The organism is Streptomyces sp. PSU-S4-23, assembly GCF_055632315.1.
In genome coordinates, this window is sequence record NZ_JBVMUU010000002.1 from 2474929 (window position 1) to 2489075 (window position 14147).

General features: G+C 71.7%; 14 protein-coding genes, 1 tRNA gene and 2 pseudogenes. 11 read left to right on the forward strand and 6 right to left on the reverse strand.

Annotated features, from left to right (window positions below; all coding sequences use genetic code 11):
* Positions 1 to 97: 97 nt before the first annotated feature.
* On the forward strand, positions 98 to 544 hold the full coding sequence (locus tag ACZ79I_RS11990; protein WP_471496796.1) for a DoxX family protein: 447 nt from the start codon (positions 98 to 100) through the stop codon (positions 542 to 544).
* Positions 545 to 785: 241 nt separating this feature from the next.
* Positions 786 to 1385, forward strand: coding sequence for a DedA family protein (locus ACZ79I_RS11995; protein ID WP_471496798.1), 600 nt, complete (start codon positions 786 to 788; stop codon positions 1383 to 1385).
* On the opposite strand, the gene ACZ79I_RS12000 is transcribed toward ACZ79I_RS11995, so the two are convergent.
* Complete coding sequence (locus ACZ79I_RS12000) at positions 1357 to 1605, reverse strand: DUF2277 domain-containing protein (protein WP_471496800.1); 249 nt, start codon at positions 1603 to 1605, stop codon at positions 1357 to 1359. The two genes, ACZ79I_RS11995 and ACZ79I_RS12000, sit on opposite strands and share 29 nt — an antisense overlap.
* An 88-nt stretch (positions 1606 to 1693) precedes the next feature.
* On the opposite strand from ACZ79I_RS12000, the gene ACZ79I_RS12005 reads away from it, so the two are divergent.
* Entirely contained in the window at positions 1694 to 2485 is a 792-nt protein-coding gene (locus tag ACZ79I_RS12005) for an MBL fold metallo-hydrolase (protein ID WP_471496802.1), read from the forward strand.
* Positions 2486 to 2741: 256 nt separating this feature from the next.
* Here ACZ79I_RS12005 and ACZ79I_RS12010 read toward each other — a convergent pair.
* Positions 2742 to 3830 (reverse strand): annotated as a pseudogene (locus ACZ79I_RS12010) (RNA-guided endonuclease InsQ/TnpB family protein).
* Positions 3831 to 4027: 197 nt separating this feature from the next.
* Between ACZ79I_RS12010 and ACZ79I_RS12015 the strand changes: the two are divergent.
* Positions 4028 to 4939, forward strand: a complete 912-nt coding sequence (locus ACZ79I_RS12015; protein WP_471496804.1) for a ketopantoate reductase family protein — start codon at positions 4028 to 4030, stop codon at positions 4937 to 4939.
* Positions 4940 to 5016: 77 nt separating this feature from the next.
* Here ACZ79I_RS12015 and ACZ79I_RS12020 read toward each other — a convergent pair whose 3' ends face one another.
* Both ACZ79I_RS12020 and ACZ79I_RS12025 read right to left on the reverse strand, forming a co-directional pair.
* Positions 5017 to 6066, reverse strand: coding sequence for a LysR family transcriptional regulator (locus ACZ79I_RS12020; protein WP_471496806.1), 1050 nt, complete (start codon positions 6064 to 6066; stop codon positions 5017 to 5019).
* A gap of 180 nt (positions 6067 to 6246) precedes the next feature.
* A pseudogene (locus ACZ79I_RS12025) lies at positions 6247 to 6527 on the reverse strand (phosphotransferase); the annotation flags it as partial.
* 33 nt (positions 6528 to 6560) lie between these two features.
* Between ACZ79I_RS12025 and ACZ79I_RS12030 the strand changes: the two are divergent.
* The 3 genes from ACZ79I_RS12030 to ACZ79I_RS12040 all read left to right on the forward strand — a co-directional run bounded on the left by ACZ79I_RS12030 (position 6561) and on the right by ACZ79I_RS12040 (position 8062).
* Positions 6561 to 6830 (forward strand): hypothetical protein, encoded by a 270-nt coding sequence (locus tag ACZ79I_RS12030; protein WP_471496808.1) that lies wholly within the window; start codon positions 6561 to 6563, stop codon positions 6828 to 6830.
* 55 nt (positions 6831 to 6885) lie between these two features.
* The gene (locus tag ACZ79I_RS12035; protein ID WP_471496810.1) at positions 6886 to 7497 is read left to right on the forward strand and encodes a hypothetical protein; all 612 of its coding nucleotides are present in this window, start codon (positions 6886 to 6888) and stop codon (positions 7495 to 7497) included.
* 223 nt (positions 7498 to 7720) lie between these two features.
* The gene (locus ACZ79I_RS12040) at positions 7721 to 8062 is read left to right on the forward strand and encodes a hypothetical protein (RefSeq protein ID WP_471496812.1); all 342 of its coding nucleotides are present in this window, start codon (positions 7721 to 7723) and stop codon (positions 8060 to 8062) included.
* 302 nt (positions 8063 to 8364) lie between these two features.
* On the opposite strand, the gene ACZ79I_RS12045 is transcribed toward ACZ79I_RS12040, so the two are convergent.
* Entirely contained in the window at positions 8365 to 8784 is a 420-nt protein-coding gene (locus tag ACZ79I_RS12045; protein ID WP_471496814.1) for a MarR family winged helix-turn-helix transcriptional regulator, read from the reverse strand.
* A 61-nt stretch (positions 8785 to 8845) separates the two neighbouring features.
* Between ACZ79I_RS12045 and ACZ79I_RS12050 the strand changes: the two genes are divergently transcribed.
* The gene (locus ACZ79I_RS12050; protein WP_471496816.1) at positions 8846 to 9643 is read left to right on the forward strand and encodes an alpha/beta fold hydrolase; all 798 of its coding nucleotides are present in this window, start codon (positions 8846 to 8848) and stop codon (positions 9641 to 9643) included.
* A 397-nt stretch (positions 9644 to 10040) separates the two neighbouring features.
* Positions 10041 to 11324, forward strand: coding sequence for a DUF5933 domain-containing protein (locus ACZ79I_RS12055; RefSeq protein ID WP_471496818.1), 1284 nt, complete (start codon positions 10041 to 10043; stop codon positions 11322 to 11324).
* A 132-nt stretch (positions 11325 to 11456) separates the two neighbouring features.
* Here ACZ79I_RS12055 and ACZ79I_RS12060 read toward each other — a convergent pair.
* Positions 11457 to 11531, reverse strand: a tRNA-Val gene (locus ACZ79I_RS12060).
* 164 nt (positions 11532 to 11695) lie between these two features.
* On the opposite strand from ACZ79I_RS12060, the gene ACZ79I_RS12065 reads away from it, so the two are divergent.
* Positions 11696 to 12499 (forward strand): DUF4097 family beta strand repeat-containing protein, encoded by an 804-nt coding sequence (locus ACZ79I_RS12065; RefSeq protein ID WP_471496820.1) that lies wholly within the window; start codon positions 11696 to 11698, stop codon positions 12497 to 12499.
* Positions 12500 to 12633: 134 nt separating this feature from the next.
* Positions 12634 to 14130, forward strand: coding sequence for a hypothetical protein (locus ACZ79I_RS12070; RefSeq protein WP_471496822.1), 1497 nt, complete (start codon positions 12634 to 12636; stop codon positions 14128 to 14130).
* The last annotated feature ends 17 nt before the right edge of the window (positions 14131 to 14147 follow it).

Here is a 14147-nt window from a genome sequence, read left to right on the forward strand (position 1 = left end):
GCGGACCTCGCGGAGGTCTGCCTACTTTGGTGGCCGAATCGGTTTTCCCCCCACGACCGGTCCGCCCGCGGGCCGGGCCAGACCGAAGGAGCCCCCCATGGCCCCACGCATGAACGACGCACAGCCCTACGCCATCGGCCTGTTCCGCATGGTGATCGGCCTCCTCTTCACCTGCCACGGCGCCGCCTGGCTGTTCGGTGTCCTGGGCGGTGCGACGGGTGACGGCGGCGCCATCCCCGCCGGCACCTGGCCCGACTGGTACGCGGCCCTGATCGAACTCATCACCGGCTGCCTGGTGCTGCTCGGCCTCGGCACCCGGGGTGCCGCGTTCGTGGCCTCGGGCTCGATGGCGTACGCGTACTTCGACATGCACCAGCCAGTGGCCCTGTGGCCGATCCAGAACGGCGGTGAGCTGCCGGTGCTGTTCTGCTGGTGCTTCCTGCTGCTGGCCTTCACGGGCTCCGGTGCCTTCGGCCTCGACCGCCTGCTGGCCTCCCGCTCGGCCACCGCGGACAAGCAGTCCTCGGAGCCCATCACGGCCTGACGGCCCCGGGCACGGCGGAAGACGTCCTGGACGGCGGAAGACGTCCTGGAGCGGCGGAAGACGTCCTGGAGCGGCGGCAGGCGTCCCTGACACGGCAACAGGCGTCCCGTCCGCCTCACCGACCCCCGGTGCATCTCCCGTCCCGGCCGCGTACGCTGTACGGCTGTCGAAGGCGCTCCTGCCGCTCCCCGTGACATCGCGGTACGCAGGTGCCTCTGGGGAGTGGGACGGGGAGATACGGGTGCTCGAGAGTGTGGGGTCGCTGGCCGGCAGCCCCTGGATCTACCCCGTGGTGGCCGCATCGGTCCTGCTGGACGTCTTCCTGCCGCTGCTGCCGAGCGGTGTCCTGGTCATCGCGGCGGCGACCGCGGCAGCGGCGGGGTCCGCCGTCACACGCGTACCGGACGTCTTCTGGCTCCTCGCGTGCGCGGCGACGGCCTCGGTCCTGGGCGACCTGGTGGCGTACCGCCTGGCCTGGCGCGGCGGCGCCCGGCTGGACCGCGCGATCGCCCGTTCGCGCCGGCTGACGAGCGCGCACGAACGCCTCGGCGCGGCGCTCGCGCGCGGCGGGGGTGCGCTGGTGATCCTGGCGCGGTTCGCGCCCGCGGGCCGCTCGGTCGTCTCCCTCGGCGCGGGTGCCGCCCGCCGCCGAGCCCGGGACTTCCTGCCCTGGTCGGCGCTGGCCGGCCTCACCTGGGCGGGGTACAGCGTGGCCCTCGGCTACTTCGGCGGCCAGTGGCTGGGCGCGACCTGGCTGGCCACGGGCGTCTCGGTGACGGCGCTGTTCGCGGCGGGTGCGGGCGCGGCCTACCTCATGCGCCGCCCGGCCCCGCGGGACTAGCCGAACGGGCCCCTCCCCGCACCTGCAGACCCGCGAGCAGTTCGGCGGTCGCCGCGGCGACCGCGTCCACCGCGTGATCGAACACCTCACGGTTGTGTGCGGCCGGGGCGCGGAAACCGGAGACCTTGCGCACGAACTGCAGCGCGGCGGCGCGGATCTCCTCCTCCGTGGCCTCCTCGGGGATCGCGGGCGGGCGGAGCGTCTTGATGCTGCGGCACATGGGTCCAGTCTCGCGCCGCCGCCCCGTCTTCGCCCGCCTTTGCGCCGATCCCGGGAATAGCCCGGTCGCCCGCCGGATTCTGACCGGCATGAGCTCTGTCGACATCCTGTACGTGGGCGGCCCCACCGCCGTCGTCGAGCTGGGCGGCGTACGCCTGCTCACGGACCCCACCTTCGATCCGCCGGGCGAGTACCCCATCGGCTCGCGCAGCCTGGTGAAGACGGCGGGGCCCGCGGTCCCGGCGACGGGGATCGCCCCCGTCGATGCCGTTCTCCTCTCGCACGACCAGCACCCGGACAACCTCGACGCGGCGGGCCGTGACCTGCTCGCGGAGGCCCCGGTGGCCCTGTCCACGGCTTCGGCGTACGAGCGCGTCGGCGCCCCCGTCCGGGCCCTGCGGTCCTGGGAACGGGTGGAGCTGCCGCGCCCGGCGGGCGGAGTGCTGCGGGTGACCGCCGTGCCCGCGCTGCACGGCCCCGAGGGCAGCGAGCCGCTCGTCGGCGAGGTCACCGGCTTCGTCCTGTCGGGCGCGGACCTGCCGACGGTCTACGTCAGCGGTGACAACGCCTCCCTCGACGTGGTCCGCGCCATCGCCGACCGCGTCGGCCCCGTCGACGTGGCCGTCCTGTTCGCCGGTGCCGCCCGCACCCCGCTGGTCCCGGACGCCCCCCTGACGCTCACGAGCGAGGCGGCCGCCGAGGCGGCCCGGATCCTCGGCGCCCGCCATGTCGTCCCGTTGCACTTCGAGCACTGGGCCCACTTCACCCAGGACGGCGCCACCCTCAGGAAGGCGTTCGCGGAGGCGGGCCTGACGGACCGTCTGCACCTGCTGGAACCGGGTTCCTCGGTACGGCTGCGGGGGCGGGAGCCCGGCCTGTAGGACGGCGGGGCGCAGAGTCGCAGAGTGGCCCATGAGCCCACCCCGCCCCACCCCCAAGGCTTCCCTTGGGGGTCGGCAAGCTTCTTGGAGGATTGACTGGAATCGGGGCCTCTTGTGATCATCTCCGAGGGTCCCCGAAGAGGCGCCCCGGCACGGCGACCCCGGCGACCGGCACCGTGACCGGGGACGTCGGTCGGGACGGACGGTGATCGGGGACGGAACTTGGCTTCCTCCCCCTCCTGAAGGAGGGGGATTCCTACGGCTCGCGCCGTAGGGGTTTCTGCTTCATCGCCCACTGCCCGCCCGGAGTACTCCGTTGAGGTCTTGCACCAGCTCCACAGACAGACGCCGTCAGCCCGACGGCCAAGATGTTCTTCGCCGCGCTCACGTCCCTGTCGTGGGTCGTCCCGCAGTCGCACGTCCAGGTGCGGACGTTGAGCCGCATCTTGTCCTGCAAGGTGCCGCAGACGGAGCACAGCCTGGACGAGGGGAACCAGCGGTCGATCGCGATCAACTCGCGGCCGTACCACTGGGCCTTGTACTCCAGCATGCTCCGGAACTCCGACCGGGCCGCATCGCTGACAGCGCGGGCCAGGCTGCCGTTCTTCACCATGTTCCGGGCGTAGACCTTGGCGACCTTCCGGCGGGCCTTGGCCCGGTTCGCGCCGTCGCCCTCGGCCTTACGGGCAAGCTGCCGCTGGGCCCTGGCGAGGCGCGCGCGGTCACGGCGCTCGTGCCGGGGGTCGGAGACCTTCTCCCCGGTCGAGGGAGTCAGCAGGTGGTCGAGCCCGACGTCGATACCGATGGCCGCGTCGGCGGCGGGGAGCGGCTGGACGGACGGGTCTTCGCACAGCATGGACACGTACCAGCGTCCGGCCGCGTCCTGCGACAGGGTCACCGTGGACGGCGCCACACCCTCCGGAAGGGGGCGCGACCACACGATGTCGAGCGGCTCCGCCATCTTCGCCAACGTCAGCTAGCCGTCCCGGAACCGGAACGCGCCGGTGGTGTACTCCGCCGACTTCCGCGACTTCTTCCGCGACTTGAAGCGGGGGTACTTGGCCCGCTTGCCGAAGAAGTTGGTGAACGCCACCCGGAGGTGCCGGAGGGTCTGCTGGAGCGGGACGGAGGAGACCTCGTTGAGGTAAGAGAGTCCCTCGGTCTTCTTCCAGGCCGTCAGCATCGCCGACGTCTGGTCGCAGTTCACCCGCTCCTGCCGCAGCCACGCTTCCGTGCGCGCCGCAAGGGCCAGGTTGTAGACCTTCCGCACGCACCCGAACGTGCGCGACAGCTCCGCTGCCTGCGTATCCGTCGGATGGAAGCGGTACTTGAACGCCCGCTTCACGTGGGTGGTCTTCCCGGTTCACATGCTATTGCACCAGTTTGCGACGGCCTGCGGGTAGCTGGGGGTGGACGCTGGTCCGCCCTGGCGGCGAACCGGCTCTTCCTGCCCTGCTCCGCAGGAGCTTCGTTTCTCCCCCGCAAGCGGGAGGTACCCCCACCCCCGGCTGAAGCCGCGGGTATCCACGAAGGAGATCCCCGATGACGAACGACGACCTCACCGTGGCGGTCCTGGGACCCGGCGGTGTCGGCGGTCTGCTCGCCGCACTGCTCGCCCGGGCCGGGCACCGGGTGATCTGCCTGGCGGGCGACGCATCGGCACGGACGCTGCGGGAGCGGGGCATCCGTGTGCGCAGCGACAGGTTCGGCGATTTCACGGCGCGGGTCGAGGCGGACACGGAGCTGCGCGAGCCGGCCGACGTGGTGCTGGTCGCCGTCAAGCACACCGCGCTCGACGCCGCGCTGGAACGGGTCCCGGCCACCGTGCCGGGCGAGAACGCCCTGTTCGTACCGCTGTTGAACGGCGTGGAGCACCCGGCGGCACTACGCGAGCGCTACGGCGACTCCCGAGTGGCCCCCGCGGTGATCCGGGTGGAGTCGACCCGCCTGGCGCCGGGGGTGATCGAGCACGGCAGCCCCTTCGTGGAGGTCGACCTGACCGGGGACGCCGTGGCGCACGACCGGCTCGACCGGTTCGCCGGGGCCCTGGAATGGGCCGGGGTGCGGGTCCGGGTCCTGGACGGGGAGGCGGCGGCGCTGTGGTCGAAGATGGCGTTCCTCGCCCCGTTCGCGCTGCTGACCACCCGGTACGGGGCGCCGCTCGGTGTCATCCGCAGCGAACACCGCGAGGAGTTGGTGTCCCTGGTGGAGGAGACGGCCGCGGTGGGCCGGGCGAGCGGCGCGGCCACGGACGCGGAGGCGGCGCTCGCCCGCTACGACGCCTTCCCGCCCGAGATGAAGTCGTCGATGCAGCGTGATGCGGAGGCGGGGCGTCCGCTCGAACTCGATGCGATCGGCGGCGCGTTGCTACGGGCGGCGGAGCGGAACGGCGTGGAGGTGCCGGTGGCGGCGCGGCTCGTGGCGGAGTTGGGCCGGTCCTTCCCGGGCTCCTGACGGCCGTCGCCCTGAACTCCCCTGCGAACCGGCGCCGTCAGGACAACGCGTCGGGACAGCCCGTCAGGACAGCGCCGTCAGGACAGCGCGTCGGACGGGGCGTCAGGCGAGGCGTCGGACGGAGCGCCAGGCAATGCGTCGGACGAGGCGTCGGACGGAGCGTCGGACAGGGCGCCAGGCAATGCGTCGGACGAGGCGTCGGACGGAGCGTCGGACAGGGCGTCAGGCGAGACGTCGGACGAGGCGTTGTGCCGGACGACCGTGCCGGCGAAGGCGCGGGCCGACGGGGACAGCGTGTCCCAGCGGCGCGCGGCCCAGCCGACGGTGAGCGGCGGCAGCTCGGGCACGGGGATGAACCGCAGCCCGGGCCGGCCGTGGTCGCGCCAGCCGGGCAGGTCCGGCACGATCGCGTGGCCGACACCGAGTTCGGCCAGCAGGATGGCGGTGTCCCAGTCGGCGACGCTGGTGTCGGAGGCGACCGCCGGTATTCCCAATCTGGCGTAGGCGGCGTCGAGTTGGATGCGCGAGGTGGAGCCCTCGGGCAGCCCTATGAGCCGCAGCCCCGCCAGGTCGGCGGCCTCGATCCGCTCCCGCAAGGAGAGTTCGTCGGCGGCGGGTACCGCGAGCACCCAGGGCAGCCGGACGACCGGGCGCTGCTCGACCCCGCGCACGGGCGCCCCCAGGGTCACCCAGGCGAGATCGAGCCCGGGCTCCCGCAGTGCGTCCACGCAACTGCGGCTGGAGCTCTCGGTCCGGAACTCCAGGCTCACCTCAGGGTGTTGCCGCCGGAACTCGGCCACCGCCGCGGCCATGAAGTGCCGCACGGTGACACTGCCGGTGGCGATCCGTACGACACCGCCGTCGCCCCGTGCGATCTCCGCCAGCCTGCGCAGCGCCAGGTCGAGCCCCGACATGCCCTCCTCGGCCGCCTGGTGGAGCACGCGCCCGGCCCGGGTGGGCACGACACCGCGCGACTGCCGTTCCAGCAGCCCCACCCCGACCTCGCGCTCCAGCCGCCGTACGTGCTGGCTGACGGCCGACTGGGTGCAACCCAGTTCCCGGGCCACGGCGCTCAGGCTGCCGGCCCGGCAGACGGCGACGAAGACACGCAGATCATCAAGGGTCACGGGCACCAAAGGTATCCGCCGCGCACGGACGGTCGGCGGGGTGGACGGACCGGAGCGGACCGCGGGGTCCGACACCCGCCGGCCGGGGCCGTGGACCGGGCCCTGAGGCGCATGGGCCAGACCGCGTGGGTCTTGGCCGGCGGTTCCGGAGCGTCCGGCACCGAAGGCCGAGGGGCCTGGTCACTGACGGGCCGTCGCGACGAGACGTCTCAGCGCGTGCTGTGCGGGCGGGCCCCAGGTGCGCTTGCCCCCCGGACGGCCGTGGACACCCGCCTCTCCGATGAGGACGCAGGCGAGGGCTTTCAGCACCGCCCAGCCGCGGGCGCGACGCCGGGTGGCTGCGTCCGGGGTGGGCCGACGGGCGTCGTAGAGGCGTTCGACGGCGCCGTCCGGCAGCAGTATCCAGCGGCGGCGAGATCGCAGGCCGGATCGCCCGCGCAGAGGTCGCCGAAGTCGATCACCAGGACAACAGGCGCGTCGCCGCACTGATCGCGGTGATCTGCCTGTCCCTGCTGCTGTTCTGCCTGATCGAACGCCAGGTCCGGCAAGCCCTCGGAGGTGACCAGAAGATGCTGGGCCTCTACCCCGGCAACCAGAAGGTGCGACCCACCGGCAGAATGCTCCCCTATCACCTCTCCGACCTGCGACTACGGGTCGGCAGTGCCACCGACCCACCCGTCATCGCCATCACCCGCGGCATCCAGCTCCACCTGCTCGACCTCCTCGGCTTGGAACCCACACACCCCCGCCGGCCAGAGACCTGAGCTGCTTTCGCCCTCCGTCACCGGTGAAAGACGGGGTGACTGAGACGATGCCCCGGTGAACCACTCCTCGCATTTCAGCATCGGTCCTGGTCATGACCGGCAGCATCGCCCGGAGCCCAGGCCGGCCGAGCCCGGTCAATGGCCGAAGTTGGAGGCCGCACTCGCTGTGGTCAATCGCGACCTGATGGCGACCCTGCCGGATCAAGAAGCACTGATACTGATGGTTGACCCGCCCCGGCAGCCTTTGCCCCCGAGCGGAATCGACAGGGGTCAGGTCTACGTGGCGATGCCCGACGGCCGTTGGCACGGCAATTCGGTGAATGCGTGCGACCTGGAGGAGGGCGACCCGCCAGGGCCGGACGATGCGACGACGGTCCTGACTGTGGTCGCAGATGCGGCGCAGTCGACCATCATGGAGTTGCTCTGGCGGGTCTGGCCGATCTGCCCGGAACACAAGATCGGAATGCACCCTCGTCCCGCAGGGACCACTGACGACTGCTACCAGGGCGAAACGGACGCGGTCGGCCCACCTGTGTGGTGGTGCCGGGGCAGCCAGGACGGCGATTGCCACGACGTCTCCCTGGTGGGCGAGTTGGCCGCCACCCTGCCAGGAAAGCAACGTCGCGCACTGCGGCGCAGCAAGCGTAAACGAGAGGGTCGCCGATAGCCGCGGGGCCAGACAACTGCGCGGGGGACGACGCCCAGTGGGCGGCGTGCTCGGAGGCCGCGGCCCGCGAGGTCGTATCCACCTTTCGCTGCCACCCGCGAAGTACGGAGCTAGCCCCGACAGCGGCCCGCCGTTCGTGACGCCCAGCGCTCGCCCACAACCGTTCGGGTGAAGCGAGGGAAGCGACTCGCATCCAAAAATCGAACAGGCGTAGCATTGCGCCGTGGCTGCGACCTATGACTTTCCGAGTGACCTCCTCGCCGGTCAGGAGGAGCTGCATCAGGTCCGGGCGGAGCTCCTGGCCCTGCTGAAGCGGCTTCCCTGGTCGGTGGAACCGCTGGACGGATTCAGCGACGACACCGGCTGGCGCAAGGTGGAGCGCCCCGCCTCCCCGGGCTGGACCGAGAACGAGCAGGCGGAGGTGGAGAAGCTCCGCCGGCGAGAGCGGGAGCTCGCGGTGTTCGTCTCCGGCCACCGCTTCTGGTCGGAGGTGGCGACCGAGGACAAGGTGGACGCGCGGATGCACCTGAAGCACGCGGCCGAGGAACCGCCGCGGGAGACTTGACGCCCTCACCTGCGTAGACGCAGGTGATTCCGGTCAGCACCGCTATGCGGTGCTCCCTCGGGTTCCTGCTTCACGGGCCTCTGCCACCCGAAGGTGGTCTTACCGGGCCTCCACAGGCCTGACTTCCCGCCCGTCCGGCGGTAGGTCCGCCAACTACGTTGTCGGACAAGGCGACTTTAGCAGTGGTGCTGCGGCCCTACGGGCCGCTGAGGCGAGGATGCCCTACACCTCCACCCTGAAGGGTGGAGCACTGGGCAAGTGTGCGGTAGCCGTCACGCGGGCAGCGAGGTCCTCTGGTGCGCCTACCCCTCCTCTTCCCCGTTGAGGCGCCGGAGGAGGTCGAGCAGGGTCGCGCGGTCCGCGCCGGAGAGGGCGGAGAAGCACGTCGCGAGCACCTCGTCGGCGACCCGGTGCCCGGCCGCCAGGACCTGCTCGCCGGCGGGCGTGAGATGGTGCCCGATACGGCGGCCGCGGCCGGGCCGGCGCTCGACCAGGCCCTGGGCCGCCAAACGGCCCACGAGTGCGCCGAACGACTGCTCGCTCTGGAACGTCGCGGCGGCCAGCTCGCGGCCCGAGGCACCGGGGAGGCGGCCGATCGCGCGCAGCGCGTCCCACTGGGCCAGCGTTGTACCGACGGCGGAGAGGGCACTGTCGAGCGCCCGGTGCTGCCGGTACTGGGCTTGCTTGACCGCCCTTCCGAGGACTTGCAGGTCACCGTGCATACACTGAGCCTACCCCACGACCAAGCTAGCTTATATAAAGAACCTTAGTTACCATCTCGGCATGCCCACAGACACCACAGCGGTCGTGTACGACGACCTTTCCCTCACCTTGTCCGAGGCCGGTACCGGCCGGCCGGTCCTTGTCCTGCACGGCGGCGGGGGACCGTCCACGGTCGCGGACCTCGCCCGGCGCCTCTCCCGGACCGCGCACACCCTCACCCCCGTGCACCCCGGCTGGGACGGCACCCCCCGCCCCGCCTGGCTGACCGGTGTCGACGACCTGGCCCTCGCCTACCTGCACCTCCTGCACGACCGCCGGCTCCACGACGTCCTGGTCGTCGGCTCCTCACTCGGCGGCTGGACCGCTGCCGAGATGGCCGTGCGCGACACGGCGGGGATCATCACCGGACTCGTCCTGATCGACGCGGTCGGGGTGCACATCGAAGCGGAACCGATCGCCGACGTCTTCGGCCTCGGCCCCCGCGCCCTCGCCGAGCACTCCTGGCACGACCCGGACCGCCACACCGTCGGCCCCGCCGACGTCCCGCCCGGCCAACTCGCCGTGCGGCAGGCCAATATGACCACCATGCGCACGCTCGCCGGCGACCCCTACATGCACGACCCCAAGCTGCTGCGCCGCCTGGGCCGGGTCCACCCGCCCGCGCTCCTGCTCTGGGGAGAGAGCGATCGCGTCGTCACCCCGGCCTACGGCGCGGCGTACGCCTCCGCCTTCGGCCACGGCCGACTCGAGATCATCCCGAAGGCGGGCCACCTTCCCCACATCGAACAGCCGGACGCCACCGTCCCACTGATCGAGGCCCACCTGCGCGGGACGACCACCCGCCCCACCCCCCGGTAAACCGTGGGGAGCAGCGGCGACGGCCGGCCCGGCCTGCGGGGCGGAGCAGTCACGGCAGTCGAAAGGTCCTGCGCGCAGGATCACCGGTCGGCCGGCAGAGATCGGCCACGCCACCCAAACGCAAAACATATTTCAGCGGAAACCCACGCGTCGCTTCGATAACATGCTCGAACTTGCGACTAACGCCCCCATCACCCGTTCTTCACCGGAAAAACATGCCATCCATCGCGATAAGTAACCCACTCGACCAAAACACAGCAAACCGGTCAAACAATTGATATCCACACCATCGCGGGTGATTTCGCGAATAAAGGGCGGAATTAGGCTCTCCGTATGGCGTCGGCCGCGGGTGGTACTCGGGGCCGCGGCGGGCGTGGCGGCCCTCGGATTCCTCGTCATGCTGGAGATCGCCGCACATCGCTACGGTGTGCCGGGGCCCCTCACCGTTCAAGCGCGAGAGCTGATATTCCCCCCCAAATCCGGTTTTCTGCTGTACGCCGGTATGGCGCTGATGCTGGTGGTGCTCCCCTGGCGGGAACGATTCATCGCGGCCGGTGCCGCGGTCGGCATCGACGTCGTCCTCTTGCTGGTCCGGTGGACGGCAGGCGTCAGAATGACCGACGGCCACCCTGTCGGCAACGGCGCGTTGTGGGTGATTCTGGGCTGTGCGGTCATCGCTGTCACACGCCGCACCGGCCCGGAACGCGTTCTGCTGCTGAAGGGCGTCGGGCTGGGCCTGCTGCTGGTGGCCGGCCGCAAGGCCGGAGACACCTGGCTGCTCATCACCGCGAAAGCGCGCCCATGGGTGCTCGACCAATACGTGGAGACCGCCGATCACGCGTTGGGCAGCCCGTCATGGCTGATGGGCCGGATCGTCACGGCCTCCGGACCGATCGGCTTCAATTTTCTCGACTTCGTCTACGGTCAACTCGCGGTGGCCGCGGCCCTCGTCTCGCTGTACCAGCTGCGCAACGTGGCGGCCGAGCGCGGCTTCCCGGGCCATCATCTGGTGCGCACCTTTCTGCTGATCGGTCTGCTCGGGCCTGCCATTTACATGATCTTCCCGGTGGTCGGACCGGTCTTCGCGTACGGCGACGGCACCGGGCACTGGGCGTCGTTCGCCCTGTGGTCGCACACGCAGTCCACCGGACACTGGGCGGTGGCCGATGTGTGGCCGGGAACGCCGCCGCCGATCGGCGCCCCGCACCCCATGCCGTTCGACAAGATCACCCCGCGCAACTGCATGCCCAGCCTGCACACAGCGTGGGCTGCCGCGATCTTCATTCACACCCGGAAGGGCCCGAGGGCGCTGCGATTCGCAGGCACGTTCTGGCTGATCGCCACGCTCTGCGCCACCCTGGGATTCGGCTACCACTACGGGGCGGATCTCCTTGCCGGCGTGGTGTTCACACTCACCATCGAGGCGGCCCTGCGCTCGTACGACCGCGGCTGGGACCGATCGGGGATCCAGTTGGCCGCCCACGGCGCCACCGTCTTCGCCGCGCTCCTGGTGTCATATCGCTATCTGCCGTTGGAGCTGGCGAAGTATCCGTGGGTCTACGGACCGGTTCTCGTACTGGCGACGACCTCGGTGATCTACCGCTACGTGCGGACCACTACGCCGTGGGAACCGAGGGCCGTACCGGCGCGGCAACCGGAACCGCAGTCCGAACCGGTTTGAGTCTTGTCGCATCGGCCGCCTGCCGAGCGCTTCCCGGGTGAGGCCGGGAAGACGGTGAGCAGTGGAGGCGGCGCGCCGGCCCAGGTCATCGGGTGTCACCCGCCGACCTGGGCCCTTCTCGTGCCCTGCGACTGGTGGGCGCGGACGGTTTCGAACCGCCGACATCCGCCTTGTAAGGGCGGCGCTCTACCACTGAGCTACGCGCCCAGGACGAGTCGACAGCCTACATTGCCCGAGGGTGTGCCCCGCAAACCCGTATACGGCGGAGGGTTCGGGGGTTAACCCCACCCTCGTTCCGGGAGTGGGCCGGATCCTCCCGGAGCGCGCGGATGCGTACGGTCGAAGGACGCTTCTGCTCTCAGGGGGACCTCATGGATCGTACGGGCTCGGCCACCGCGCGTGCTGCGCGTGCCAAGGGCGCGCGGCCTGTCCGGGCCGTCGCCGTCGCGGGAGTCGTCGCGGTGCTCGTCGCGGCCGCCGCCGGCTGCGGGAACGACGCCGCGGACGACCCGCATCCGGACCACCGTTCCTTCGCGCTGCACGGTCGTACGCTCACCGTCGACTCCGACGACTCGGCGCTGGAGATCGTTCCGGCCGACGTGGACAAGGTCGAGGTCACACGGTGGTTCAAGGGGTCGGTGGTGGTCGGCGGGAACCCCCGGGTGACGTGGGTCATGAAGGACGACCGGCTCGTGCTGCGGCTGAAGTGCTCGGGACTGGTCGCGGACTGCTCCGCCAGGCATCGGATCGAGGTGCCGCGCGGGGTCGCCGTCAGGGTCCGGGACGGCGACGGGAGCGTGCGGGCGCGGGGTTTCAAGGAGGCGCTGAGCATACGGACCGGGGACGGTTCGGTGCGGGTGACGGACTCGACCGGGCCGCTGACGCTCGACAGCGGCGACGGGTCGATCCACGCGACGGGGGTGGGTGCGCGGCGGGTGCACGCCGGGACCCGGGACGGCTCGGTGCACCTCGAACTCCGTGTCGTCCCCGACCTCGTGGAGTCGAGCAGCGAGGACGGCTCGGTGACGATCACGCTGCCGCACGGCTCCTACCGTGTGTCCACCCGTGCCGGGGACGGCTCGGTCCATGTGTCCGTCCCCAGGGACCCGAGCAGTTCCCATGTGGTCGACGCACGGACGCGGGACGGGTCGGTCACGGTGCGGGCGGCGGGATAGACCGCGCGGCCCGGGGGTGCCGGCCCGGGGGGCCGGCTCGGCCACGGCACGGCGAACCGACTGCCCCGTGTGTTCGTCCTCAACCGGTGGGAGAATGACACCGGGCAGGGCGGATGACAGCACGGGAGAGGGATGTGACGGCGACACCATCGCAGCCGTACACGCCGTTTGCGCCATGCGCGCACCACCGCTCGCCGAGCCGCCGCCCGGACCCCACGAGCACTGCGCGTCCTGAGCCGGACGGGCGCGGCGGCCGACGGGCCGGCCGGGCGCCGCGCCGGGTTCCCGTCCCCCGGTCCTCACGGCCCCCCACCCCGGTGCGTGATGCCCTCGTCCTGCTCGCCGTCCCCCTTGTCGCCGCCCTGCTGCTTCCCGCGGCGTTCGCCGGGGGCGGGACGCGCAGGTGGTTCGGGGGGCGGGGCGAGGGGCAGCGGGCCGAGGCGCAGGCCGCGAAGGACGCCGCCGCGGCCGCTTTCTACGAGCTCGACACCGCCCAGCGCGATCTGCGGATCTCGATCGAGACCATCGCCGCGGTCGACGACTCCCCCGCCGCCCGCCGCGCACTGAGCGACTTCGAGGCGCTCGGGAGGCGTATCGACGAGGTCAGCCACCGGTACATCCAAGCGGTGGACGCACACGACCTGGACCGGGTCGATCTCGACGCCTCCGCCGCCTCCCGCGCCCGGTCGGACCTGACCGCCGCCAAGGACGAACTCACCCGTGTCAAACAGGAGCTGGATCGTTTCGGTGAGGGGCTCGGACCGCTGCTGGGCAAGGCCGAGACCCAGTTGGCCAGGCTCGCCCCGGCCGTGGAGCGCGCCCGCCGGTCCCTGCTCGCCGCCAGCAACGCCCTGGACACCGTGCGGGCCACGGGCCTGACAGCGGACGACCTCGCCGCCCGGCTGGCCGCTCTCGCCCCCGAGCTGACCAGGCTCAACCAGGGGGCGGGCCGGCACGGCGTGGCCCAGACCCTGGAGCGCGCCGAGCGGGTCGCCCGGGAGGCCGAGGCCGTGCGCACCGAGGCCGAGCGGCTTCCGGAGCGGGCCGCCGAGACCGACCACCGGCTGGTGTCCCTGCGCACCCGGGCGCAGGCGCTGACCACACGTGCCGGTCAGGTCGAGCCCGTGCTGAGCGAGCTGCGGCGGCGGTTCGCGGCCGCCTGCTGGCAGGACCTGCAGCATGTGCCGGAGCAGGCCGCCGAGACCGTGCGGCAGGCCGAGGTGAAACTGAAGGAGGCGCAGGCCGCGCGCGACGCGCAGCGCTGGCCGGACGCGACCTCGCTGCTGTCGACCGTGCGGGCGCTGCTGAACACGACGGACGAGGCGGTGTCCGCCGCGGGCGACCGGCTGCGGCGGCTCAACGCCGTGCAGAAGGACCCGCAGCAGGAGATCGAGCGGACACGGTTCGCGATCCGGGACGCGCAGCGGCTGGCCATGGCGGGGCGTACGACACCCGATCCGCGGCACGCCGGCCCGCTCGACGACTCCGTGGCCCGGCTGGAGCGCGCGATCGCCACCCTGGAGGGCCGTCATCCGGACTACTGGCACTTCCTGACGGAGGCCGAGGCGGTGCGCCGGACGGTCGCGGGCGTGGTGGCACGGATCCGGGAGGAGCGGGGAGCCGGGCACTGAGGCCCGGCCCCCCGCCC

Coding starts and splice junctions, on each gene's coding strand:
- ACZ79I_RS12015 (WP_471496804.1), top strand. CDS start 4,028: ATGACGAACGACGACCTCACCGTGGCGGTCCTGGGACCCGGCGGTGTC.
- ACZ79I_RS12000 (WP_471496800.1), bottom strand. CDS start 1,605: ATGTGCCGCAGCATCAAGACGCTCCGCCCGCCCGCGATCCCCGAGGAG.
- ACZ79I_RS12065 (WP_471496820.1), top strand. CDS start 11,696: ATGGATCGTACGGGCTCGGCCACCGCGCGTGCTGCGCGTGCCAAGGGC.
- ACZ79I_RS11990 (WP_471496796.1), top strand. CDS start 98: ATGGCCCCACGCATGAACGACGCACAGCCCTACGCCATCGGCCTGTTC.
- ACZ79I_RS12050 (WP_471496816.1), top strand. CDS start 8,846: ATGCCCACAGACACCACAGCGGTCGTGTACGACGACCTTTCCCTCACC.
- ACZ79I_RS12005 (WP_471496802.1), top strand. CDS start 1,694: ATGAGCTCTGTCGACATCCTGTACGTGGGCGGCCCCACCGCCGTCGTC.
- ACZ79I_RS12055 (WP_471496818.1), top strand. CDS start 10,041: ATGCTGGAGATCGCCGCACATCGCTACGGTGTGCCGGGGCCCCTCACC.
- ACZ79I_RS12045 (WP_471496814.1), bottom strand. CDS start 8,784: ATGCACGGTGACCTGCAAGTCCTCGGAAGGGCGGTCAAGCAAGCCCAG.